The 20,893-nt window shown below is 60.4% G+C and carries 22 protein-coding genes; 13 read left to right on the top strand and 9 right to left on the bottom strand.

Features of this window, described 5'->3' with window-relative positions; genetic code table 11:
* Positions 1-227 precede the first annotated feature (227 nt).
* The 3 genes from ACN0SC_RS16335 to ACN0SC_RS16325 all read left to right on the top strand — a co-directional run bounded on the left by ACN0SC_RS16335 (position 228) and on the right by ACN0SC_RS16325 (position 4,685).
* Positions 228-1,028 carry an autoinducer binding domain-containing protein gene (locus tag ACN0SC_RS16335; protein ID WP_417250761.1) on the top strand — a complete coding sequence of 267 codons (801 nt, stop codon included), beginning with the start codon at positions 228-230 and terminating at the stop codon, positions 1,026-1,028.
* A 303-nt stretch (positions 1,029-1,331) separates the two neighbouring features.
* Positions 1,332-2,624, top strand: coding sequence for an HlyD family secretion protein (locus ACN0SC_RS16330; protein ID WP_417250760.1), 1,293 nt, complete (start codon positions 1,332-1,334; stop codon positions 2,622-2,624).
* Positions 2,625-2,627: 3 nt separating this feature from the next.
* Complete coding sequence (locus tag ACN0SC_RS16325; protein WP_417250759.1) at positions 2,628-4,685, top strand: glycosyltransferase; 2,058 nt, start codon at positions 2,628-2,630, stop codon at positions 4,683-4,685.
* A gap of 52 nt (positions 4,686-4,737) precedes the next feature.
* Here ACN0SC_RS16325 and ACN0SC_RS16320 read toward each other — a convergent pair whose 3' ends face one another.
* The 5 genes from ACN0SC_RS16320 to ACN0SC_RS16300 are packed head-to-tail and all read right to left on the bottom strand — an operon-like array spanning position 4,738 to position 8,770.
* Positions 4,738-5,226 carry a GAF domain-containing protein gene (locus tag ACN0SC_RS16320; RefSeq protein ID WP_417250758.1) on the bottom strand — a complete coding sequence of 163 codons (489 nt, stop codon included), beginning with the start codon at positions 5,224-5,226 and terminating at the stop codon, positions 4,738-4,740.
* Positions 5,227-5,229: 3 nt separating this feature from the next.
* Positions 5,230-5,979, bottom strand: coding sequence for an ABC transporter ATP-binding protein (locus ACN0SC_RS16315; RefSeq protein WP_417250757.1), 750 nt, complete (start codon positions 5,977-5,979; stop codon positions 5,230-5,232).
* Positions 5,976-6,815 (bottom strand): ABC transporter ATP-binding protein, encoded by an 840-nt coding sequence (locus ACN0SC_RS16310; protein WP_417250756.1) that lies wholly within the window; start codon positions 6,813-6,815, stop codon positions 5,976-5,978. The genes ACN0SC_RS16315 and ACN0SC_RS16310 overlap by 4 nt, the downstream gene beginning before the upstream one ends.
* Positions 6,812-7,717: a nickel transporter permease gene (nikC, locus tag ACN0SC_RS16305; RefSeq protein WP_417250755.1), complete on the bottom strand. Its 906-nt coding sequence runs from the start codon at positions 7,715-7,717 to the stop codon at positions 6,812-6,814. Before nikC ends, ACN0SC_RS16310 begins: the two co-directional genes overlap by 4 nt.
* Positions 7,718-7,726: 9 nt before the next feature.
* Complete coding sequence (locus tag ACN0SC_RS16300) at positions 7,727-8,770, bottom strand: ABC transporter permease (protein ID WP_417250754.1); 1,044 nt, start codon at positions 8,768-8,770, stop codon at positions 7,727-7,729.
* Between the two features lie 247 nt (positions 8,771-9,017).
* Between ACN0SC_RS16300 and ACN0SC_RS16295 the strand changes: the two genes are divergently transcribed.
* The 3 genes from ACN0SC_RS16295 to ACN0SC_RS16285 all read left to right on the top strand — a co-directional run bounded on the left by ACN0SC_RS16295 (position 9,018) and on the right by ACN0SC_RS16285 (position 12,483).
* Entirely contained in the window at positions 9,018-9,632 is a 615-nt protein-coding gene (locus ACN0SC_RS16295) for a helix-turn-helix domain-containing protein (RefSeq protein WP_417250753.1), read from the top strand.
* 45 nt (positions 9,633-9,677) lie between these two features.
* Entirely contained in the window at positions 9,678-11,267 is a 1,590-nt protein-coding gene (locus tag ACN0SC_RS16290) for an ABC transporter substrate-binding protein (RefSeq protein ID WP_417250752.1), read from the top strand.
* Between the two features lie 109 nt (positions 11,268-11,376).
* On the top strand, positions 11,377-12,483 hold the full coding sequence (locus ACN0SC_RS16285) for a M24 family metallopeptidase (protein WP_417250751.1): 1,107 nt from the start codon (positions 11,377-11,379) through the stop codon (positions 12,481-12,483).
* A 139-nt stretch (positions 12,484-12,622) separates the two neighbouring features.
* On the opposite strand, the gene ACN0SC_RS16280 is transcribed toward ACN0SC_RS16285, so the two are convergent.
* Positions 12,623-12,838 carry a DUF1127 domain-containing protein gene (locus ACN0SC_RS16280; protein ID WP_417250750.1) on the bottom strand — a complete coding sequence of 72 codons (216 nt, stop codon included), beginning with the start codon at positions 12,836-12,838 and terminating at the stop codon, positions 12,623-12,625.
* 267 nt (positions 12,839-13,105) lie between these two features.
* Here ACN0SC_RS16280 and kdsA point away from each other — a divergent pair, with 267 nt between their 5' ends.
* The 4 genes from kdsA to ACN0SC_RS16260 all read left to right on the top strand — a co-directional run bounded on the left by kdsA (position 13,106) and on the right by ACN0SC_RS16260 (position 14,956).
* Positions 13,106-13,936, top strand: a complete 831-nt coding sequence (kdsA, locus tag ACN0SC_RS16275; protein ID WP_417250749.1) for a 3-deoxy-8-phosphooctulonate synthase — start codon at positions 13,106-13,108, stop codon at positions 13,934-13,936.
* A gap of 181 nt (positions 13,937-14,117) precedes the next feature.
* Positions 14,118-14,240: a hypothetical protein gene (locus ACN0SC_RS16270; protein ID WP_417250748.1), complete on the top strand. Its 123-nt coding sequence runs from the start codon at positions 14,118-14,120 to the stop codon at positions 14,238-14,240.
* 78 nt (positions 14,241-14,318) lie between these two features.
* Positions 14,319-14,657: a TfoX/Sxy family DNA transformation protein gene (locus ACN0SC_RS16265; protein ID WP_417250747.1), complete on the top strand. Its 339-nt coding sequence runs from the start codon at positions 14,319-14,321 to the stop codon at positions 14,655-14,657.
* 125 nt (positions 14,658-14,782) lie between these two features.
* Positions 14,783-14,956 carry a YqaE/Pmp3 family membrane protein gene (locus ACN0SC_RS16260; RefSeq protein ID WP_417250746.1) on the top strand — a complete coding sequence of 58 codons (174 nt, stop codon included), beginning with the start codon at positions 14,783-14,785 and terminating at the stop codon, positions 14,954-14,956.
* Positions 14,957-15,096: 140 nt separating this feature from the next.
* Here the strand turns inward: ACN0SC_RS16260 and ndk are convergent, their stop codons facing one another.
* On the bottom strand, positions 15,097-15,519 hold the full coding sequence (gene ndk / locus ACN0SC_RS16255; RefSeq protein ID WP_417250745.1) for a nucleoside-diphosphate kinase: 423 nt from the start codon (positions 15,517-15,519) through the stop codon (positions 15,097-15,099).
* Between the two features lie 155 nt (positions 15,520-15,674).
* On the opposite strand from ndk, the gene abc-f reads away from it, so the two are divergent.
* The 3 genes from abc-f to ACN0SC_RS16240 all read left to right on the top strand — a co-directional run bounded on the left by abc-f (position 15,675) and on the right by ACN0SC_RS16240 (position 18,866).
* Positions 15,675-17,543 carry a ribosomal protection-like ABC-F family protein gene (gene abc-f, locus ACN0SC_RS16250; RefSeq protein ID WP_417250744.1) on the top strand — a complete coding sequence of 623 codons (1,869 nt, stop codon included), beginning with the start codon at positions 15,675-15,677 and terminating at the stop codon, positions 17,541-17,543.
* 77 nt (positions 17,544-17,620) lie between these two features.
* Complete coding sequence (locus ACN0SC_RS16245) at positions 17,621-18,256, top strand: MarC family protein (protein WP_417250743.1); 636 nt, start codon at positions 17,621-17,623, stop codon at positions 18,254-18,256.
* Between the two features lie 31 nt (positions 18,257-18,287).
* Positions 18,288-18,866 carry a retropepsin-like aspartic protease family protein gene (locus ACN0SC_RS16240; RefSeq protein ID WP_417250742.1) on the top strand — a complete coding sequence of 193 codons (579 nt, stop codon included), beginning with the start codon at positions 18,288-18,290 and terminating at the stop codon, positions 18,864-18,866.
* Between the two features lie 9 nt (positions 18,867-18,875).
* On the opposite strand, the gene ACN0SC_RS16235 is transcribed toward ACN0SC_RS16240, so the two are convergent.
* Entirely contained in the window at positions 18,876-19,337 is a 462-nt protein-coding gene (locus ACN0SC_RS16235; RefSeq protein ID WP_417250741.1) for a DNA polymerase III subunit chi, read from the bottom strand.
* A gap of 8 nt (positions 19,338-19,345) precedes the next feature.
* Positions 19,346-20,824 (bottom strand): leucyl aminopeptidase, encoded by a 1,479-nt coding sequence (locus tag ACN0SC_RS16230; RefSeq protein WP_417250740.1) that lies wholly within the window; start codon positions 20,822-20,824, stop codon positions 19,346-19,348.
* Positions 20,825-20,893 lie beyond the last annotated feature (69 nt).

The raw sequence follows: 20,893 nt of genomic DNA, 5'->3' as shown, positions 1-20,893 counted from the left end.
TTTTGCGGGGCTTTCATGCCTCTATTGTTGCGATCTGCCAGTCCCGACCCTGCCCAATCATGACGCACAGGATTTTTGACCGCTCGCCATTTTTGCGGCTTGCGCTTTAAAGTGTGGCGCGGATGCGCCTTTTGCAGCAGACTGCTTCCCTATAATTCGACAGAAACGCTTGAGTTTTTTAACCTTTCGGTAAAAATAGCAACAACATTAAAAACATTGATTGAAACATGTCCGTCCCATCCGACTTGATGACGCAAATCGCCGAGGCTCCGACACTTGATGCAAAGCACCAGTTGTTCGCAGAATTTATGGAAGCGGAATACAACTATGTCGGGGTCAATTACGGGCTGTTCATAGATACGAGATCGGTTGAAACCATCCGTAACAACCACCTGTCCAAACGTGCGGGCCTGCCTGACGAATGGCGCGACATCTACCGACGCAACCGCTTTGCCCAAGACGATTTCGGCATGGTGATGGGCGCGGTGAGCGACAGGCCTATCTTGCAATCCCAATTCTACCGCGCGCTGGATCACGATGATATCCCTCGCAATTTTGCCCGCGTTGTGCGCGGCGTGCGCGAGTTTGTGTCATCGGGCGTGGTCCTGCCGTTGGAAGCAAATGGCGTGCGTGGCATTCTGGGGCTGTTCCGGCTCTCTGACGACATCAACAAACATGACGCCCAGTTCGAGCGCGACCGCCCCGCCATTCAGGCGCTGGCCAATCAGTTGCATCGCTGTAGCGACTGGTCGGATGAACTGGTCTCGCAGATGGGCTTGAGCGAGTTGAACCTGAAGGTGCTCCGCCTGAAGGCGCAGGGGTTGCGCGTCAAAGAAATCCTGCACGAGATCAAACGCGACAACCCCAAGACCGTCGACAACCACATGCGCCGCGTTCGCAAGGCACTGGGCGCCCGCAATGACATGGAGACCATCCAACGCGCGGCGATACTGGGCCTGTTGAAAGAGGACCACATCCCCGCACAGTCTGTCATGCGCGAACTCCCTCAGACACTGGCGTTGCAATAGACGTCCCTTCCCTCGCATAGCCCGTTTCGCGGTCGTTCGCGGACGCATTTTCGGACCGTTCGCCCCTGCCCGCTGCGCTTTCTCATGCGCCGCGTATTCCCCTGTTGGGTCAAGGCGCCGACAGCAAGCTAAGAGCGCCGCAAGTGCCACGCCTAAATCCACGTCACTGCGCCTTACAAAAGACAGAATAATCAGGAAAGATGTGACAACTATCACGAAAGTTGCCATAGTTCTCAATACAACCGCAGCGAGAATTCGAGGTGTTCTCGCACACATCGTGCGATCTCAACAAAGGGGCAAATCATGCCAATCACTCTCCTTCGCGTCCTTATTGCGGCAATTCTTCTTGTCGTGGTGGGCTTTACGGTGGCGCCTTATGCGACCAGCTATGTGTCGACCTCTGCGGTGGTTAACGCGCCGCTAATCAATATCAGGGCACCGTTCAGCGGCATAATCGTTCAACCCACCAAACCCGTCTCCTCCATCGTGGAAACGGGAGAGACACTTATTGAGCTCAAGAACTCGCGCAGCCAACGCGGCACGCTCCAAGGGGTCAAGACGCGGCTCGGCTCGCTCAACGGCGAAATCGTCGGCATGGAAAAGCAGATGCGCGAACTCTCCGATCTGCGAACCGACCTGATTACCCGACGGGATGCATTGGTCGCCGCACGGACAACGTGGTTCATTCCGCGCCTCGACGCGGCCAAGGCCAATATTGACCGCGCGCAAGCCTCGCTCCTCAAGGCTCAGGGAAACATGGCGCGCATGGAAGATCTCGCGGAAGATGGCACAGCAACCGCGACAACCCTATCGGCAGCAGAAGCGGACCTCATAGCCGCTCAAGCCGATCTGGCGCAGCAAAAAGCCGTCTACGCCCAGTTGGAAGTCGAGCGGGACACGCTTGACGGCGAGATGGGCATCGACCTGACATCAAACGGCTTCGAACAGATCGAATACCGCCTGAATGAAATTGACGTGCGCCTTGCCGATATCAATGCGCAACTTCTGGAACGGCAGGCACAGCGCGCGGGCCTCAAGAACCAGATCGCGATCCTGAGCGTGGAAGCCCTGCGCCAAGAGAGTTTCGCCCCCAAGGTCTCGACATCGGGGATCATCTGGGAAGCCTCGGCCAGCGAAGGCGGCACGGTGGCCTCTGGCGAGAACGTCGCGACGGTTCTCGATTGCACGCGCCGTTTCCTCGAAGTCCAACTACCCGAGCGGCATTTCGAGAATATTCCGACAGGCACCACGGCCAGGGTCCAACTTAAAGGATCGACAGAACACTTTACCGCGCAAGTCCTCACCGCCTACGGCAGCGGCGCGCGTCCTAACCGCGACATGCAGGCGGCAAGCCCGAGAATCCAGACCGAAGACGGGTTCAGAGTGATCGTCGGACTTGGCGATGCAAATGTGGACGATGTCATGGCCTCTGGATCGTTTTGCAACGTGGGCCGAACCGCCGATGTGCGATTTGAACTCCACCACGACAGTTTCATGTCGCGACTCTCACGGCTCTTTGCGGGCTTGGGCGGCAATACCTCCACCAGCTCGGCACTTACGTCAGACACGGCGGCCACTCCGATAGAAACGGAATAGACCATGCCCGACTACCTCGTCCCGATCGCCTTGGTCGTTGCCCTCGCATTGCTCATACCTCGGCGCTTGGTGGCTGGGACACGGGCGCGCCCCTTTGCGGTCAGGCTGCTCTTTGTCGCCACTTTTGCGGTAATCATCCGCTACCTGATCTGGCGCTATACCGAGACACTCCCCGTCGCAGGAACGGGATTTGCCGAGGCAACTTTTGCGTGGTTCCTGATCGTTGTCGAAACGCTGATCTGGTTTGATACGGCGGTTCTGTTCCTCACGCTCTCACGCCGCAGGGATAACTCCGCGGCGGCATCGGAGGGCGAAGCGCGGCTTCGGCGCATGAACCCCAGCGACCTGCCCAAGGTCGATATCTTCATCGCGACCTATAACGAAGACATCGAGGTTCTCGAAAAGACGATTGCTGGCGCCATGGCACTCGACTGGCCCGAAGGCCACGCAACCGTCTACGTTCTCGATGATGGCAAGCGGGACTGGCTCAAATCCTACTGCGCGCGCAAGGGTGTGGAATATTTCACACGCGACAACAACGACCATGCGAAAGCGGGGAATATCAACGCGGCAATAGCGCGGACTGAAAACCCGTATTTCATGGTCCTCGACGCCGACTTCATCCCGCAGCAGAACTTCCTCTATCGCGCCATGGGCCTTTTTGACGACGAGAAAGTCGGCATCGTTCAGATCCCCCACAACTTCTACAATGCCGATCCGATGCAGAACAATCTCGGCTTGCGCAAGGTGATGCCCGACGATCAGAGGTTCTTCTTTGAAACCATCATGATGGGTCGCGACGGCTGGGACGCCGCCTTTTGTTGCGGCTCCAATTCGATCACGCGCAGGACAGCGATGGAGGCCATCGGGGGCGGTCTGCCCACAGGGTCGATCACCGAGGACATGCTGCTCACCCTTGCGCTTTTGCGGAAAGGCTTCGTGACGCGCTATCTCAACGAACGACTCGCCGTGGGTCTTGCGCCCGAGTCACTCTCGGCCATGTATGTGCAACGCGCCCGCTGGGCTCGCGGCGCCATCCAGATGCTCTACCTGCGCGAAGGTCCGTTGGGGCCAGGGCTAAAGCTACGCCATCGCCTGATGTTCCTACCCCTGACATGGATCGTGCAGCCCTTCATGGTGATTGCCACCATCCTGACTCCCATCATCTGCCTTTGGACAGGATGGTCGCCTCTTGCAACCGCGAGTGCGCAGGAGATCCTCTCCCTGCAAATCCCCGCGATGCTTGCGACATTGGCCACCTTGCGGTTGGTCGCGCCAAAGTCCTTCTTTCCTCTGGCCTCGACGGTGCACTCCGCACTGCACGTCCCGCGCGTCCTGCCAACCGTCCTTGCCACACTCGTCAAGCCGCACGGACACGCCTTCAAGGTCACGCCAAAAGGCAGCGCGGCGGGTGGCGGCGAAATCGACCGTGCGATGATCTACTGGCCGATTGCCCTCATTCTGGCCGCCGCGCTTGGCCTCTACATCAATGCGGATTTCGACAGTCGGATTGTCGTGGATAGCGGACAAATCCCCATCCTCGCCTTCTGGGCCGTCATCAGCATGATATTGCTCTCGATCGTGCAGGCGGTTGCGGTGTCGCCCAATACCGAGCACCGCGACGAGCGCTTCGAGTTCAACCAGCCCTGCACCATTGCCACCAAAGCCAAGGAAGCGCTCACGGCACAGGTGGAAACCTTGTCCCTGACGGGTGCGCGTATCGGGCTGGAGGATGCGGCGCAGGTGCCACAAAACGTCAGGTGGCTGCTCGTTGTCATTCCCGAAATCGGCCCGATCGCGGCGAATGTGATCAAGCACAAGGGGCGTCAGATAGAGGTCAGTTTCCATGCGACAACCGAGGAACAGCGCGATCACCTGATGCGCATGCTTTTTACTATGGGACGGGACAACTCGACACAGGCGGAGGGCTCGATCGCTCTGGCCCTGCTGACCAGCATTTTCACGACCAACGAAACATCCACCCCCTCGCGCGCGCCCTCCACAGCGCCACCGCCGTGGCTGCGCAAATCCGTGGCCACCGAGGCGAACAGCACGGTCTAGGTCGGATGCGGCTGACACAGGAGGTCAGCCGCAAACCGTTCATCACACGCGCTCAGGCCGAAAGCGCCAGAACCGCCATCGCAGGCAGGCGCAGAACCTCATGGGCCATCGCCACGCGTTCGGGCGTATAGTAGCCCTCTTCGTGCAGGAAATTGACCGTGGCCACCATCTTGCCACCAAGGATTACAGGCAGGTTGATTACCGATCCGCAGCCCAGCTTGCCGATCAGTTCCGCATCAGGAAATACGGTATCAATATCGGCCAAGGTGTTGGAGACAAAGGTCTCGTGACGCCCGTGCACCTGCTCGAACCAGCGGTTCATTTCAATCTCTTTGGTGCCTGTCGTGGGGTAGTTTTCCGCATCATCGGTATAGACGCGGCGGGCCAGCATGGCGTCCATATCGGCAGTCATCACCGTGAACAGTTTGGCTCCCACCGTGGCCTTGGTCAGCGCACAAAGCGCATCATAGGCCTGCTCGTCCGTGGTGGCCTCTGACAACGCTTTCTCAAAGGTGTGGCGCGCCGTGTTTGTATCCGTCATGTCTTAGTCCTTACGGTCTGGATTGCCGCCCGATGCGGCGTAAAGGGATTGGGTATAGGGATCGGTGAAACTGCCATCATGAAGCGCGGATGCGGGCGCTATCTCGACAATGCGGCCCTTGTTCATCACAGCCATGCGGTCGCACATGAAACTGACCACAGGCAGGTTGTGCGTGACCAGAAGGTAGGTCAGCCCCTGCTCGCGGCGCAGTTTTTTCAACAGGTTCAGGATTTCCGCCTGCACCGAAACATCAAGCGCCGAGGTCGGCTCGTCGAGCAGCATCACCTTGGGCTCCAGCATCAAGGCCCGCGCGATGGCGACCCGTTGACGTTGGCCGCCCGAGAGCTGGTGCGGATAGCGGAAGCGGAACCGTCGGTCGAGGCCCACCGCGGCCAGCATGTCGATCACGCGAGCATCGCGGTTGCCAAGTCCGTGTATCTTGAGAGGCTCGCTGAGCACTGTGTCCACGGTTTTACGTGGGTGCAGGGAGCCGTAAGGGTCTTGGAACACCATCTGGCAGCGGGTGGCGAAGTCCTGATCGACGCTATGTCCGCGCGGATGGCCGAGTACCGAAATCTCACCCGTCCAATCGGGGGCAAGCCCTGCGATGGCCTTCAGGATCGTTGACTTCCCCGACCCGCTTTCACCGACCAGTGCGAAGCTCTCGCCCTCGGCGACCTCGATATTCACCCCCTCCACGACCTTGGTGTCGCCATAGGAAATGTCGAGGTTTTTCAAAACAATGGCGCTCATGTGCCGCTCCATGCGCTGCGATCAAGGACGGGGAGTTCGTCGCGGGTTTCTTCCATGCGGGGCACGGCGGCCAAAAGACCCTTGGTGTAGGGATGCGTGGCCTTGTGCAGATCATCGGCAGCGCAGCTTTCGACCACTTCGCCTGCGTGCATGACCAGAATGCGGTCACAGTAACGCGCGACCAGATTGAGGTCATGGGAGATCAGGATCAGCCCCATCCCCTTGTCCCGCACCAATTCGTCGATCAGATCCAACACCTGCGCTTGCACCGATACGTCCAGCGCCGATGTCGGCTCGTCCGCGATCAACAGGTCGGGGCGCGGGATCAGCATCATGGCGATCATGATGCGCTGCCCCATGCCGCCCGAGACCTCGTGCGGATAGAGGTCCACCACCCGTTCGGGATCGTTGATGCGCACGGAATGCAGCATCTCCAGAACGCGGGCTTTAACCTCGCGGCGCGGCAGGTTTTCGTGGGTTTTAAGCGCCTCAGCGATCTGCGCGCCGATTGTCATCACGGGGTTTAGCGAGAACTTCGGGTCTTGCATGATCATCGAGATCCGCGCCCCCCGAAGGTCGCGCATCTTGCGCTCCGAAATCCCTTGCAGGTCGATGCCGTCAAACATCATCTTATCGGCCTGTTGGCGACCTGGCCTGCGGATCAGTCGTAGGATCGCGCGGCCCGTCATGGACTTGCCCGATCCGCTTTCTCCCACGATGCCAAGGCGTTCACGACCTAAGGTGAAAGACAGACCCTTGACCACGTCTACGCGGCCCTGTGGCGTGGGAAAGCTGACGCGCAGGTTTTCCACTTCGAGTAGCGGGGAACGGCTCATGATTTGCCTCCCTGTTTGGGGTCCAGCACGTCGCGCAGACCGTCGCCCAGAAAGCAAAAGCCCAGCGAGACAATGATGATGGCAAAGCCCGGCATGGTGGCGACCCACCACTGGTCGAGGACGAAGGCCCGCCCGCGCGAGATCATTGCCCCCCACTCTGGCAAGGGCGGCTGTGCGCCGAGACCGAGGAAGCCCAGACCTGCGGCAGTCAGGATGATGCCCGCCATGTCCAGCGTCACACGCACGATCATCGAGGAGGTGCAAAGCGGCAGCACATGGCGGATGATGATCCGCGTATGCGACGAGCCGAGCAGGCGCATGGCCGAGATAAATTCCGAGTTGCGGAAGGTCAGCGTTTCGGCACGCGCGATCCGTGCATAGGCAGGCCATGAGGTGATGGCGATGGCGATGATCGCGTTCTCGATCCCCGGCCCAAGCGCCGCCACGAAGGCCAGCGCGAGGATCAGCTTGGGCATCGACAGGAACACATCGGTGATCCCCATCATGATCTTGTCCACCCATCCACCAAAGTAGCCCGAAATCGCCCCGATCACGAGGCCGAGCGGCGCGGAAATCACTGCCACAAGCGCCACAATCAACAGTGTGATACGTGCGCCGTAGATCACGCGGCTGAAGATATCGCGACCCAATTCGTCGGTGCCCATCCAATGCGCGGCGGAGGGCGGAAGGAGACGTTGTCCCAAATCCTGACCCAGCGGACTATGCGGCGCGATCCACGGCGCGAAAGCGGCCGCGAGGATCAGCATCAAGAGGATCAAGGCCCCCACCACTGCCAGCGGATTGCGCATCAGCATCCGCACCATGCGGTAGCTGTGCCCGAGCGAGGCTTGCAGGCGGGAGGTCGGGGAATCGTCGAGTAGCCAGTTGGTCATCGTCGTCATGGCACCCTCCTATCGGCTGCGCGGGTCGAGAATGCGGTAAAGCACATCCGACAGCTTGTTGATGAGAATGAAGACCGAACCGATCACCAGAGTTGCACCAAGCACGGCGTTCATATCGGCGTTCAGTAGCGCCACGGTCAGGTAGTTACCGATGCCCGGCCAGCTGAAGACGGTTTCGATCATCACGGAACCTTCCAGAAGCGCGGCATAGGACAGGCCGATCACCGTGATCAGCGGCACGCGGATCGGACGGAACCCGTGGGTCCAGATCACCCGCCATTCCGCGACACCTTTGACGCGGGCGGTGGTGATATATTCCTGACCGAGTTGGTCCAGCATGAAAGAGCGCGTCATCCGCGCGATATAGGCCAGCGAGAAGAAGCCGAGGATCGTCGCAGGCAGGATCAGGTGGTCCAGCGCACTGCGGAACACGTCCCAGTCGCCCGCAATCAAAGAATCGACCAAGAGCAGCCCCGTGTGCGGCTCCACCAGCCCGTCATAGAAGATATCGACACGCCCTGGCCCGCCGACCCATCCAAGGCCCGCGTAGAAAACAACCAGCCCCACGAGACCGAGCCAGAAGGCAGGCACCGAATAGCCCAGCAGCGCGAAGACGCGGATAATCTGATCCACCCAAGTGCCCTGCTTTGCGGCTGCCCAGACGCCCAAGGGAACCCCCAGCCCGACACCGATGATGATGCCGAGCGTCGCCATTTCCAACGTTGCGGGGAATACGCGGGCGAGGTCTTCGGCGACGGGGCGGTTGGTAGATACGGAATGACCGAGATCGCCTTGGAACACATCACCCACATAGGAGATGAATTGCACCACCAAGGGCCGATCAAGCCCCATGGCGATACGGGCGGCATCGTATTGTTCCTGCGTGGCGCGATCCCCGACCACGGCCAAAACCGGATCAATCGGAATCACGCGGCCGATAAAGAATGTGATCGCCATCAACCCGATAAAGGTCAGAAGCGTGACGACGACGAAGCCACCGATTGCACTGGCGGCCTTCCTCAGTCTGGCGTGTGGAAACGCTGCTATACTCAAGGGTCTGGTCCCCTTTCCTCACCATACCTTCCACCTAAGGGAAGGGCTGGCATCGTGAAAAACCTGTGCCAGAAAGACCTCTGACACGGCGGCTGGTACATCAGGCATAAAACAATTTTTCAAATTTACAAAAATAATTTTTGCATGACAAAAAATTTTTTTGTAGCGTAAGCTTCAGAACATCCCAATCGCGTGACCCTTTCCGATGATACTGGCAGAGGTCTCCACCCAAAGAGTGAAATCAAACATGCCCTTTGAGAACCCGACACCAAAGCCCAATATCGGTCCCGCGATCCGCAAACGCCGCAAGCAGTTGAAACTGACCTTGCAAGCACTGTGCGACAAATCCGGTGTCTCCGTGGGCTATCTCAGTCAGGTTGAACGCGACAACGCAACCCCTTCGCTGGGAACATTGGCGCAGATTTCGGCGGCGCTAGATGTGGGACTCGACTATTTCATCTCCGCGTCCAAACCCTCGGACGGGCTGACCCATGCGGACACCCGCCCCCTGTTTGCGCTCGACGATTCCTCCCTGCGCTATGAGGCGCTCGGCGCGGATTTCCCTGGCTCGGAGATGTCGTCTTACATCCTCCATATCCCCGCAGGCTATGTCTCGGAGACCGTGAGCCACGAGGGCGAAGAGATCATTTTCGTCCTTGAAGGCGAAATCCAGCAAACACTGGACGGCCAATCCTTCCGCATGACCGAAGGTGACAGCCTGCACTACAGCGGCGAAAGCCCTCATTCATGGAGCAATCCGACCGATAGAACGGCGCGGATTCTCTGGACAGGAACACTGACAGTTCTCAACCGGAAAGGCACCATCGAGCTTCCCGAACTGTCCCAAAAACAGAACGCGTAAATCGTGACAATCAGGTTAGAAGTCTTACCAACAAGGAGATCTACCGTGAAAAAACTGAAGACAACCCTACTTGCCAGCGCGCTGCTCTTGCCGCTTTCGGCACCTGCCCTGCTGGCAGACACGCCCGAGGGCGTGCTGGTCGTAGCGCAGAACATCGACGACATTGTCGCCATCGACCCTGCACAAGCCTACGAGTTCACCTCTGGCGAGCTTGTGACCAACCTCTACGACCGCCTCGTTCAATACGATGCCGAAGACACCACCGTTCTGGCGGCAGGTCTGGCCTCGGCTTGGGAAGCTGACGCGGAAGCAAAGACCATCACCTTCACCCTGCGTGACGGTGCAACTTTTGCCTCGGGCAACCCTGTCACCGCCGAAGACGTGGTCTATTCCTTCTCCCGCGTGGTGAAGCTGAACCTGACCCCTGCCTTTATTCTCACCCAACTGGGTTGGGATGCCGACAACATCGGTGACATGGTCACGGGCGAAGGCAACACCGTCACCGTGAAATACGCTGGCGACTTCTCCCCTGCCTTCGTACTGAACGTTCTGGCTTCGCGTCCTGCGTCCATCGTGGACAGCAAGCTCGTTAAGGAAAACGAAGTTGACGGCGACATGGGCAACGCATGGCTCAATGCCAACGCCGCAGGTTCCGGTCCCTTCACGCTGCAACGCTATTCGGCTGGTCAGATGGTGCGCATGGAAGCCAATCCGACCTATTTCAACGGTGCGCCCGAAATCGACAGCGTGATCATCCGTCACGTCGCCGAAAGCGCCACGCAGCAACTGCTGCTGGAGCAAGGCGATATCGATCTGGCCCGCAACATGACCCCCGACCAGATTGCCTCGCTCGACAGCGACGACATCAAGGTCGAAACCTTCCCGCAGGCCGCAGTCCACTTCCTGTCGTTCAACCAGAAAACCGACAGCCTCACCGATCCCGCCGTCTGGAAAGCCGCGCGTTATCTGGTGGACTACAAGGGCATGACCGACACGATCATCAACGGTCAGATGGAAGTGCATCAGGCGTTCTGGCCCAAAGGCTTCCCGGGCTCCTACGACGAGACCCCCTTCTCCTACGATCCCGAGATGGCCAAGAGCATTCTCGCCGAGGCAGGTATCGAGACCCCGATCACCGTGTCGCTCGACGTGATCAACGCAGCCCCCTTCACCGATATGGCGCAGTCGCTGCAAGCGAGCTTTGCCGATGCAGGGATCAACTTCGAGATCCTTCCGGGCACAGGCAGCCAGGTGATCACGAAGTACCGCGAGCGCAGCCACGAAGCTATGCTGCTCTATTGGGGCCCCGACTTCATGGACCCCCATTCGAATGCCAAGGCGTTTGCATATAACTCCGACAACTCGGACGAGAACTATGCAGCAACGACCACATGGCGCAACGCATGGGCCGTTCCTGACGCGATGAACGAGAAAACCATGGCCGCTCTTTCCGAGAGCGATCCCGAGGTGCGTCTCGACATGTATCGCGAACTGCAAAAGGAAGTGCAGGAAGAATCCCCCATCGTGATCATGTTCCAAGCGGCCTATCAGGTGGCGATGGACGACGATGTGTCGGGCTACGTGAACGGCGCGACTTCCGACTTCGTCTACTACCGTCTGGTCGAAAAAGACTAAGACAACGGTCCTGATGTGACCTTCGTGGGTCGCCGTTCGCGCGGCGGCCCACTGCTTTTCCCCCGATTTTCCCCTCCCCCGAATTCCCCAAGCATCTCTGGAGTGTCCGATGACCGATTTCCCGCTGACCGTTGCCCGCATTGCCGCCCTGCGCGACCGCATGGAACAGACAGGAACCGACCTTGTCGCGGTCGGCCCCTCCAGCCATATGGCCTACCTTGCAGGCGTCCATCCCCACGGCGACGAACGGCCCGTGATGCTTCTGGTCAGCCCGTCCTACGCGGGGTTCCTGATGCCCGCACTGAACTCTGCCGCCGCGCGCAAGGACACCGACCTGCCGTTCCATTGCTGGCGCGACGACGAAGGCCCCGATGCAGCACTCGCCGAACTTTTGGAGGCCTGTGGCGCGACAGGTGCCAACCTCTCGGTCGTGCTGGATGAAACCATGCGTACCGATTTCGCACTGCGCCTGCTCGACGCGATGGACAGCCCGCGCCGCCGCTTCACCGAGGATACCGTTGCCCTGCTCCGCGCGTCCAAGGATGAGGCCGAATTCAAAGCCATCAAGGACGCGCATCTGGCTAATGACACGGCGGTGAAAGCCGCCTTCGCCGCACTCAAAGAAGGCGTGACCGAAGCCGAGATCGTCGAACTGATCAAATCCGAATATGCCGCCCTTGGTGCCACGCTGGAATTCTGCTCGGTCTGTTTCGGGGCCTCCGGCGCCTTCCCGCACCACACGCCTGGCGCATCCAAGCTGGAGCGCGACATGGCGGTGCTGATCGACACGGGCTGCCGCCTCAACGGCTACCCCTCCGACATGACCCGCTGCGGCTACTTCGGCACGCCCGAAGACGGCTATGAAGAGGTCTTCGACGTGGTGGAACGCGCTGTTCAAGCCGCGATTGCCGCCGCCAAACCAGGTGTGCGCGCCTGCGACATCGACAAGGCCGCCCGCGACGTGATCACCGACGCAGGTTATGGAGACCGCTTCCTGCACCGCACGGGCCACGGCCTTGGCATCGACATTCACGAACCGCCCTATATCGCTGCCAACTCCGATGTGGTGCTGGCGGAAGGCAATGTGTTCTCAATCGAACCTGGCATCTACCTCGACGGCAAGTTCGGCATCCGTTTGGAAGAGATCGTGATCCTGCGCAAAGACGGCGCGGAGATCTTCTCCGAAATGCCGCGCGACATGGTGCGCCTCGGCTGACCAAGGCCTGCCAGCCTTCACCCACTATATGGCGACACGCGACCAGAGCGATGGACGCCATAAGAAAACCCGCCTCCCTGAAAGGGACGCGGGTTTTCGCTTGTCGGGTAGGATGAGGGAACCCGATCTGTAAGTTGTATCAGATCATCTCGGCGGCTTGGCGCGCGATGTCCTGAATTTGATGTTGGCTGATGCCGATGTCGGCAAGGTCACGGGCACTCATTGCCGACAACTCGCTATAGACGCGGTTGTATTCAACGCGGCGGGCGCGCCATTCGCGGTAGTTGTGTGCGAGTTTCTCGATGCGCGCAGCGATCGGGGCTTGTTCGACGGGAAGTGCGTTTGCATAGGCCATTTCAGTCTCCTTTTCGGGTCGTCTCGGATCGGACCCTGTGGTCTGTGGGCCGTTTTGCTTGGCCCGTTTCGGATGAGACACATATGGTGCCAAAGCGCTTTCACGAGTAGAGCCAATGCGCCATTCCCGACATGCACAATACGCATATCTATGCACCAGTTCGCATACCTCCGTCCCGCAGGCATCAACCCTCACATGCCCCCACACAGGCTTGCCCCGCCCCGCTCACCTGTGGTCTATGGGCAGCAGGAAATTCAGGAGCGCATCATGACCCCCGCAAAAACCGTCGAGATCGGCAATGTCACCCTTTCGAACGCCCTGCCCTTCGGATTGATCGCGGGGCCGTGCCAGTTGGAAAGTCTCGACCACGCGCGGATGCTGGCGGAGAAAATCGCCGAAGCCTGCGCGCCGACGGGCACGGGGTTCATCTTCAAGGGCAGCTATGACAAGGCCAACCGCTCCTCGCTTTCAGGCAAACGCGGGCTGGGCGCGGAGAAAGGTCTCGAAATCCTGTCGAAGATCCGCGACGAATTTGGCTGCCCCGTGCTGACAGATGTGCACGAGACGCACCATTGCGCCATGGCGGCGGAAGCGGTGGACGTGCTGCAAATCCCTGCCTTCCTGTGTCGTCAGACCGACCTGCTTCTGGCTGCGGGCGAGACAGGCAAGGCCATCAACGTCAAAAAGGGTCAGTTCCTCGCACCGTGGGACATGGACAACGTGGCGGCGAAAATCGCCTCCACGGGGAACGAGCGGATCATGCTTTGCGACCGAGGCACCTCCTTTGGCTACAACACGCTGGTCAGCGACTTCCGTGGCCTGCCGCGCATGGCGCAGACGGGCTATCCTGTGTGTTTCGACGCGACCCATTCCGTCCAGCAACCTGGCGGTCAGGGCAACGCCTCGGGCGGGGATCGCACCATGGTGCCCCCCTTGGCACGTGCGGCGGTGGCCGTGGGCACGGCCTGCCTCTTCATCGAGACACACGAAGATCCCGAGAACGCGCCTTCGGATGGCCCCAACATGATCCGCATCGAGGATCTCGGGCCACTCCTGCGCACGCTGAATGCCATTGAAGGGGCCGTCAAAGGCGCGTGACATCAAGCGCATATTGCCGCCGAAACGTTACCCGTTCCTTACCTGAACGGGCGCGTTCTTTGGGCAAATTTACCACAACTTCGCGTCAGATATCTTTGCAAGGTCTCATTTGAGGCCTCTCTATGGCATAGTTTTGTAACCGAATGGGCCCACAAGAGGCTCCAACAGATGAGGCATAGCAATGGCAAGTAAAGAGCATCCCGTCTCACGCGAGACGGCTCCCAGCGACCCGAAAGCACCGCGTCCCACGCCCGCGCCGCAACCGAAACCTCCCGTCAGTTTTAACGACTGGGCCGACATCTAGCGGCTGGCAAACGGGCGCGAAACGGGTAAGCTGCGTGCAAGTTACCAGCTCCCGCAACAACCGACCGTAAAAGCCGCAATGACCGCGCCCGTCTCCTCGATCCGCAACCTCGGCCCCGCCTCCGACGCGAGCTTTGCCCGCGCGGGCATCCATACGGCGGAGCAGTTGCGCGAGATCGGCCCTGACGCGGCCTACGAGATGCTCTTGCGCGCGGGAAGCGCGCCACATTTCATCGGTTACTACGCCATGGTGATGGGCCTTCAGGGGCGTCCATGGAACGACTGCAAAGGCGCGGAGAAAACAGCTCTGCGCGCGCGGTTCGACGCGATCAAGGCGCGGATCGCCGCCGACAAAAGCGCCCCACCCTCAGGGATCGAACGCATCCTCGACGAGATCGGCACGGGCACCAGACGCTAATTCGCGCCGCCCCATTTTGCCCGCAAGCCCCGTTCACCTTGGAAATTTCTTGGAACAATCCGCGCGGGGCACGCGTTCCTTTCCCAACACGACGGCAACGCTTTGCCACAGGAAAGGACACCGCAATGGACATCATTCGTATCATTCTCGCCGTTATCCTGCCGCCGCTCGGCGTGTTCGCGCAGGTCGGCATCGGCAAGCACTTCTGGCTCAATATCCTGCTCACGCTTCTGGGCTATATCCCTGGCATCATTCACGCCGTGTGGATCATCGCCCGAGAGCCGCAAGTCGCCCGCTAACCCGCTTCACAGATGCGTGCAGCGGTTCGCTCCCACATTCCGCGCTGCACGCGAAAAAGGCCGCTCCATTCAGGAGCGGCCTTTGACCGTTTCAAACCTTCCACCCGCGACCTTTGTCGCAGGTTTGGAAAATTTCGCGCTTAGCCGACCAGTTCGAGGCCGGAGAAGAAGAAAGCGATTTCCTGAGCAGCCGTTTCAGGCGCATCGGAACCGTGGACGGAGTTTTCGCCGATGGAGAGAGCGAATTCCTTACGGATGGTGCCTTCGGCAGCGTCGTCAGGGTTGGTTGCGCCCATGACTTCACGGTTTTTCGCAATCGCATCTTCGCCTTCGAGAACCTGAACAACGATCGGCTCGGAGATCATGAATTCGCAAAGTTCGTCGAAGAAGGGGCGGTCCTTGTGAACGCCGTAGAATTCTTGCGCTTGAGCGAGGGTCAGCTGGATGCGCTTGGATGCGACGATGCGCAGGCCGGCTTCCTCGAACTTGGCAATGATCTTGCCTGTGAGGTTGCGCTTGGTGGCGTCGGGTTTGATGATGGAGAAGGTGCGCTGGATAGCCATGGTTCAGCCTCTTTGATTGAACGGGCAGATGCCCTGAAAATATGGGGTTACGACGTGGAACACCCGCGCCGCGCGATTGGCGGCGGATTAGCATGGGGCGATGCGTTTGAAAAGCGGTGATTGACGCGGCCCCAAAGGTCGGGCAAGGGAGCGTCATGTTAAAAATCCAAGACATCTCTTACGCCGTCGACGGCCGCCTGCTGATCGAAAATGCCTCTGTCACCATTCCCACGGGTCACAAGGTCGGCATCGTGGGGCGCAACGGCGCGGGCAAAACCACGCTGTTCCGCCTGATCCGTGGCGAACTCGTCCTTGAGGGCGGCTCCATCGAAGTGCCGCGCGGCGCACGCATCGGCGGCGTTGCGCAGGAAGTGCCAGGCAACGAGGTGTCGCTTCTGAACACCGTTCTGGCCGCAGATACCGAACGTGCCTCCCTTCTGGTCGAGGCGGAGACCGCCACCGACCCGCACCGAATTGCAGAGATCCAGACCCGTCTGGCCGATATCGACGCATGGAGCGCCGAGGGCCGTGCCTCAAGCATCCTCAAGGGGCTTGGCTTCACCGAGGAAGAAATCCACATGCCCTGCTCCGCCTTCTCTGGCGGCTGGCGGATGCGTGTGGCGCTGGCGGGCGTGCTATTCTCGCAACCCGATGTGCTGCTGCTCGACGAGCCGACCAACTACCTCGACCTCGAAGGGGCGCTGTGGCTGGAGAATTACCTCGGCCGCTACCCGCACACCGTGCTGCTGATCTCCCACGACCGCGCGCTTCTCAACCGTGCCGTAGGGGCGATCCTGCATCTGGAGAGCAAGAAGCTCACGCTTTACACGGGCGGCTATGACACCTTCGCCAAGACCCGCGCCACGCAACGCGCGGTGCAGGCGGCAGCGGCGAAGAAACAGGACGCGCACCGCGCCCACCTGCAAAGCTTCGTGGACCGATTCAAGGCCAAGGCGTCCAAGGCGAAGCAGGCGCAAAGCCGCGTGAAGATGCTTGAGAAGATGGAAACCATCACCGCGCCCGAAGATGCCGCGCGGGTGGTCTTCTCCTTCCCCGAACCCGAGGAATTGTCCCCGCCGATCATCCGCATCGAGAACGGAACGGTCGGCTATGATGGCAAGGCGGTGCTGTCTCGCCTCGACCTGCGCATCGACCAAGACGACCGAATCGCGCTTCTGGGCCGCAACGGCGAGGGGAAATCGACGCTTTCCAAACTGCTCTCCGACCGCCTCGACGCGATGGAAGGACGGATCACACGCCATTCCAAACTGCGCATCGGCTTCTTCGCGCAGCACCAAGTGGACGAGTTGCACCTCGACGAAACACCCATCGACCACCTGCGCCGCGAATTGCCTGAAATGGCTCCGCCGAGACTGCGGGCCAAACTGGCAGGCTTCGGCCTTGGCGCCGATCAGGCGGATACGGAAGTGGGTCGTCTGTCGGGCGGGCAAAAGGCGCGTCTGTCGCTGCTGCTGGCCACGTTGGATGCCCCGCACCTGTTGATCCTCGACGAACCGACCAACCACCTCGACATCGAGAGCCGCGAGGCGCTGGTGGAGGCGCTCACGGCCTATACGGGCGCGGTGGTGCTGGTCAGCCACGACATGCACCTGCTCAGCCTCGTCGCTGACCGCCTGTGGCTGGTGAAGGACGGGCGTGTGTCCACCTATGAAGAAGACCTCGACGCCTATCGCAAATTCCTTCTTCAAGGCGACGATAAGCCCGAAAAGGCAAAAGCCGCCAAAGCCAAGGCGAAGGCACAGCCTGCGGCCCCTGCCCCGAAAGTCACCCGCGAGCAACGGTTGGCGCTCAAAGCGGAAGTGCGCAAATGCGAGGAGCGCGTGGCCAAGCTCGAAGACATGAGCAAGAAGCTCCAGAAGAAGCTGGCCGATCCCGACCTCTACGAGGACAAAGAGGCCGCAATCGTGTGGCAAAAGAAATACGCCGAAGTCTCGCAAGCACAGGAACGCGCCGAAGAGATGTGGATGGCCGCCCTTGAAAAGCTGGAGAAGGCGGGCGCCTGACCGCCCCCTTCACGCCGCCCTTTTCTCCGACACCACAGCCTCTCGACAGGCGCGTGCTTTTGGACTTTAGTGACCGCATGGATTTGCAAAGCCTCATAACCGCCTTCTTCACGATGTTCGTCATCATCGACCCCGTTGGTCTGGCTCCGCTCTTCGTGGCGCTGACGACGGGAACGGATGCGCGTCACCGTCGTGCCGTGGCCTTCCGTGCCATTGCCGTGAGCGCAGGGGTTCTCCTGCTCTTCGGTCTCTTCGGTGAGGCGGTGTTGGGCTTTGCGGGGATTTCCATGCCCGCCTTCCGCATCGCGGGCGGGGTGCTTTTGTTCCTGACCGCGCTCGACATGCTGTTCGAGCGCCGCACCAAACGGCGCGAGGATCAGGCCTCCCAAAGTCAGGCCGACGATCATTCCCCTGACGACCCGTCCGTTTTCCCACTGGCCACGCCACTCATTGCGGGGCCGGGCTCGATTGCCTCCGTCATCCTGCTCACGGGACAGGCGGGCACGCCTCTGGAAACCGTTGCGGTTTTTGCCGTGGTGGGTCTGGTGTTGCTGCTCGTCTTGCTGTTCTTCCTCGCGGGCGGCTTGCTCGAACGAGTGCTTGGACCGACGGGGATCAACGTGGTCACACGGCTCTTGGGGATGCTTCTGGCCGCGCTCTCTGTCCAATTCGTGATCGACGGTTTGCGTGAAATGGGCGCTTTGTCCTACTGACATCCTGCGCCCGCGTCCCTATCTTTGAGGGATGACAGCCGATGATACCGCCCGCATCCTATACTTGTCGCTCCTGCTGGGGGCGATTGGCTTCTATTACGTAATCGCCAACCGCCGTCGCATGGGGCAGATGCTGCGCCACGCCGTGCTGTGGGCGCTGATCTTCATCGGTGTGCTGGCGGCTGTGGGTCTGTGGCAGGATGTGAAGCCGCGACTAGCCCCTGCGCAGATCACCCATGGCGATGGTGTCGTCGAAGTGCCCCGCGACCGCAGCGGCCATTACGTGCTCTGGGCTAACGTGAACGGCACGGCGACCGAGTTTCTGGTCGACACAGGAGCGTCCAACGTGGTGCTTTCGATGGAAGATGCCCGCCGCGCAGGGATCGACGTGGACAGCCTCGCCTTCATGGGACAGGCACAGACCGCCAACGGCACCGTGCGCACCGCGCCCGTCTGGATCGACGCGCTTGAACTGGGCGGTATTCGTGATGAACGGGTAAAGGCCTATGTCACCGATGGTGAGTTGTTCGGCTCCCTGCTCGGCATGGACTACCTGCGCCGCTACGAGAAAATCGAGATTGCCCGCGACAAGCTGATCCTCACACGCTGAGGCTCGGCGTCACGGGGCGTTGGCCTCGGCCTTCTTCTCCCAGCGACCATCGGCCTCCGACCAGTATTGCGCCGCCACGCCCGCGTCCGTGAGGGATTTCCATTGCACGCGCGCACGGGCAACGGCCTCCTCGGAATGGCCATCAAAGAGGATGCAGACGCGCGAAAGCGCCGCGACCTCTTCCGCCGAGACATCCACCCCGTCAATCGCCATTAGGCAGGCCGTTCCCTCGGCGCATGTGGGGGCCGTGGTTAGCAGGATGGGCTGATCGGCATCATGCGGACCACCCGCAAGACCATGAGGAAGAAAACCCTCGCGCTGCCAGAGTGTTACGTCGATATTTTCAAGTAACGCATGAGCGCGGCCACGCACCTCCACACGCCACCCCGCCGCAAGAGACTTCTCGGCCAGCATGGCGAGAGTCACAGCAACGGGATTGCGTGTCAGGTGGTAGAAATAGGCCGCGCCCATGGGTTCGTTTACTCCTTGGCGTCCGCTGCGACGAGGTCATCGACAAGGCGGTTGAGCGCACGCACACCCCAGCCAGTCGCCCCCTTAGGCGCAAGCGTTGTGGGGGCTGCGACCTTGGCCACGCCCGCGATATCGAGGTGAATCCACGGCGTGCCCTCTTTGACGAAACGCTGAAGGAACTGCGCCGCCGTGATCGAGCCTGCGGGGCGTCCTCCGACGTTTTTCATATCGGCCACGGGGGATTTGAGTTGCTTGTCGTAGCTTGCGCCCAAAGGCATCCGCCATGCGCCCTCGCCCTCAGCCTCGGCGGCTTTGAGGAAGCTCTTGCAGAAGTCGTCGTCGTTTGAGAAGACGCCCGCGTTGTCATGGCCCAAACCGATGATGATCGCGCCTGTCAGCGTGGCCAGATCGACCATGGCACGCGGGGCGAAACGCTCCTGCGCATACCACATGACATCGCAGAGCACGAGGCGGCCTTCTGCGTCGGTATTGATGATCTCCACCGTGTCGCCCTTCATGGACTTCACCACATCACCCGGACGGATCGCATTGCCATCGGGCATGTTCTCGACCAGACCAACGAGGCCCACCACATTGGCAGAGGCCTTGCGCATGGCCAGCGTGCGCATCACGCCGGCGACTACACCCGCGCCGCCCATGTCCATGGTCATGTCTTCCATACCGGCGGCAGGTTTGATGGAAATGCCGCCCGTATCAAAAACCACGCCCTTGCCGACGAGCGCCAGTGGAGCATCATCTTTGTTGCCGCCCTGCCATTGCATCACAACGACCTTGGAGGGCGCGGTCGAACCCTGTCCCACAGCGAGAAGCGTGCGCATTCCGAGTTTTTCCAGTGCCTCTTCGTCGAGCACTTCCACCTCGACGCCCAGATCGCGCAGGGTTTCGAGGCGGGCGGCGAACTCGGTGGTGGTCAGCACGTTGGAGGGTTCGGAGACCAGATCGCGGGTAGTAAACACGCCCACGGCCTGTGCAGTCACGGCATCCACATCGAGGGTTTCGGGCTTGGTGTGGGCCACGGTGACGGTCGGCACATCCTTGGCCGCACCCTCGCCCTTATGATCGGTGAAATCATAGTGACGCAGGAGTGCGCCGAGCGCCAATTCGCCGATGCGTTTGAAATTACCAGCCAGAACCAAGGCATTGCGCCCCGAAAGCACCTTGCCGATCTCGGCCCCCGCCGCACGCGCCACATCTGCCTGCGCATTGCGCGCAACCTTGACGACGAGAAGGGTCTCGGCGGCCAGTCCCACGGGATAGGCAAGCTCGACCGCCCCGCCCGCATCGAGCTTTTCGAACCGCTCGGAGGCCACAAGACGCGCCAGCGCGCCTTTGGTCAGCCGGTTCACCCGCCGTGCAGCCTTGCCCAACGATCCATCTTCTTCGACGAGGAGCGCGACCACCCCTTCGGCGTCTGCAATGGTATCAATATCGAGCGCGATGGCAGAAAGTCTGGCGGGTGTGGTCATGAAAACCTCCATTTGGATAGGTGTCGGGATTGTTGCCCTATAGGTAGCGACCCGCCGCGCGGCTTACCA

The organism is Celeribacter sp. (assembly GCF_048261515.1).
In the GTDB taxonomy this organism is placed as follows: domain Bacteria; phylum Pseudomonadota; class Alphaproteobacteria; order Rhodobacterales; family Rhodobacteraceae; genus Celeribacter.
Note: the sequence above shows the minus strand (reverse complement) of the source record. Positions and strands in the feature narration are given on the sequence as shown.

Excerpts from the sequence above, each read along its gene's own strand:
- ACN0SC_RS16335 (WP_417250761.1), top strand. The coding sequence starts at position 228 with ATGTCCGTCCCATCCGACTTGATGACGCAAATCGCCGAGGCTCCGACA.
- ACN0SC_RS16330 (WP_417250760.1), top strand. The coding sequence starts at position 1,332 with ATGCCAATCACTCTCCTTCGCGTCCTTATTGCGGCAATTCTTCTTGTC.
- ACN0SC_RS16325 (WP_417250759.1), top strand. The coding sequence starts at position 2,628 with ATGCCCGACTACCTCGTCCCGATCGCCTTGGTCGTTGCCCTCGCATTG.
- ACN0SC_RS16320 (WP_417250758.1), bottom strand. The coding sequence starts at position 5,226 with ATGACGGATACAAACACGGCGCGCCACACCTTTGAGAAAGCGTTGTCA.
- ACN0SC_RS16315 (WP_417250757.1), bottom strand. The coding sequence starts at position 5,979 with ATGAGCGCCATTGTTTTGAAAAACCTCGACATTTCCTATGGCGACACC.
- ACN0SC_RS16310 (WP_417250756.1), bottom strand. The coding sequence starts at position 6,815 with ATGAGCCGTTCCCCGCTACTCGAAGTGGAAAACCTGCGCGTCAGCTTT.
- nikC (WP_417250755.1), bottom strand. The coding sequence starts at position 7,717 with ATGACGACGATGACCAACTGGCTACTCGACGATTCCCCGACCTCCCGC.
- ACN0SC_RS16295 (WP_417250753.1), top strand. The coding sequence starts at position 9,018 with ATGCCCTTTGAGAACCCGACACCAAAGCCCAATATCGGTCCCGCGATC.
- ACN0SC_RS16285 (WP_417250751.1), top strand. The coding sequence starts at position 11,377 with ATGACCGATTTCCCGCTGACCGTTGCCCGCATTGCCGCCCTGCGCGAC.
- ACN0SC_RS16280 (WP_417250750.1), bottom strand. The coding sequence starts at position 12,838 with ATGGCCTATGCAAACGCACTTCCCGTCGAACAAGCCCCGATCGCTGCG.
- kdsA (WP_417250749.1), top strand. The coding sequence starts at position 13,106 with ATGACCCCCGCAAAAACCGTCGAGATCGGCAATGTCACCCTTTCGAAC.
- ACN0SC_RS16270 (WP_417250748.1), top strand. The coding sequence starts at position 14,118 with ATGGCAAGTAAAGAGCATCCCGTCTCACGCGAGACGGCTCCCAGCGAC.
- ACN0SC_RS16265 (WP_417250747.1), top strand. The coding sequence starts at position 14,319 with ATGACCGCGCCCGTCTCCTCGATCCGCAACCTCGGCCCCGCCTCCGAC.
- ACN0SC_RS16260 (WP_417250746.1), top strand. The coding sequence starts at position 14,783 with ATGGACATCATTCGTATCATTCTCGCCGTTATCCTGCCGCCGCTCGGC.
- ndk (WP_417250745.1), bottom strand. The coding sequence starts at position 15,519 with ATGGCTATCCAGCGCACCTTCTCCATCATCAAACCCGACGCCACCAAG.
- abc-f (WP_417250744.1), top strand. The coding sequence starts at position 15,675 with ATGTTAAAAATCCAAGACATCTCTTACGCCGTCGACGGCCGCCTGCTG.
- ACN0SC_RS16245 (WP_417250743.1), top strand. The coding sequence starts at position 17,621 with ATGGATTTGCAAAGCCTCATAACCGCCTTCTTCACGATGTTCGTCATC.
- ACN0SC_RS16240 (WP_417250742.1), top strand. The coding sequence starts at position 18,288 with ATGACAGCCGATGATACCGCCCGCATCCTATACTTGTCGCTCCTGCTG.
- ACN0SC_RS16235 (WP_417250741.1), bottom strand. The coding sequence starts at position 19,337 with ATGGGCGCGGCCTATTTCTACCACCTGACACGCAATCCCGTTGCTGTG.
- ACN0SC_RS16230 (WP_417250740.1), bottom strand. The coding sequence starts at position 20,824 with ATGACCACACCCGCCAGACTTTCTGCCATCGCGCTCGATATTGATACC.